Annotated in this window: 1 protein-coding gene; it reads right to left on the bottom strand. The window is 51.4% G+C overall.

Annotation, left to right across the window (positions count from 1 at the left end):
- Positions 1-1,169 (bottom strand): gamma-glutamyltransferase family protein (locus tag R7E00_RS24115; RefSeq protein WP_318124785.1); only part of this gene is annotated, 1,169 nt, incomplete at its 3' end.
- Between the last annotated feature and the right edge of the window lie 61 nt (positions 1,170-1,230).

The raw sequence follows: 1,230 nt of genomic DNA, 5'->3' as shown, positions 1-1,230 counted from the left end.
CACGGTGGGTTACCGGCTTCCACTTTCGTCAGTGTTTTGCCTACCTGAATAAGCTCGGCACGTTGTTTGAGATAGTCTTTGTCCAGCAAACCTTCGGTTGGCATGGGTACATAGTCTTGATCGGCCATGTACTTACCGCGATCAGCAAACGCGAGACCAGATGCGTCCGCAATGACCTGCCAAGATTTGGCGCTGTCTGGTCCCCAGCCTTTGAGATCATATTGCTCGGTGATAGCCAAGATCTGCCCGACAGTTAGCGCGCCTGAGCTTGGTGGCCCCATGCCGCAGATGTCGTAGCTTTGATAAGCCGCACAAACAGGCTCTCTCTGTTTGATGCGGTAAGTATCAAAATCTTGTTGTGCCAATACGCCCGGGTTACCCACTGCTGTTTGCACGGTTGCGATAATGTCTTTGGCAATATCACCTTGATAGAAGGCTTGAGCACCTTGCTTGGCGATGGCTTGCAAGGTTTGCGCGTATTCTGGATTTTTTAATCGTGTGCTTTCGGCTTTTGGTGAGCCATCGGCGTTAAAGAAATACGCTTTTGTGGTCGGAAAACGTGATAAACGCTCGGCGTCGTTGGCAATCAAACTGGCGAGACGAGGACTGACGGCAAAACCTTCCTCAGCCAAGTTGATCACTGGCTGAATGATCTTTTTCCATTCCAGCTTGCCGTATTTTTGGTGGGTATCCCACAACAGTTTGACGGTGCCCGGCGTCGCGACAGATCGTCCACCTACAACGGCATCATAAAATTGCAGCGGCTGGCCTTGGTCGTCCAAAAACAGTGTTGGGGTTGCAGCAAGGGGCGCAGTTTCTCGAGCATCATAAGTGGTGAGCTTTTGTTGTTCGCCATCCCAATACACCAAAAATGCGCCGCCACCAATGCCGGAAGACTGTGGTTCGACTAAGCCAAGCATCAGTTGTACCGCCACCATAGCATCAATGGCATTGCCGCCTTGCTCCAGTACATCAGCACCAGCTTGGGTGGCGATTGGGTTCGCTGCTGTCACCATATAGTCTTTGGCTTTGATCAGTTGTTTGTGCTCAAGCCCAGTACTTTGCTCTGGGGCAATCGCATCGGTGGCTTGGTTTGCAAACGCGGTGTGGGTGATAGAGGCGCTAAGAAAAAGACCCGTAGACACGAGTCGGTTGAACGTCCAATGCATGATGACTCTCCATGTTGCCAGTTTGATTGTTCAGCTTGGCAGCCATAGAGAAGATCGTCGA

The sequence above is a fragment of the Vibrio sp. Vb1755 genome (assembly GCF_033338635.1).
In the GTDB taxonomy this organism is placed as follows: Bacteria; Pseudomonadota; Gammaproteobacteria; order Enterobacterales; family Vibrionaceae; genus Vibrio; species Vibrio alginolyticus.
The sequence above is the reverse complement of the archived record's forward strand: the minus strand, read 5'-3'. Positions and strand labels throughout refer to the sequence as shown.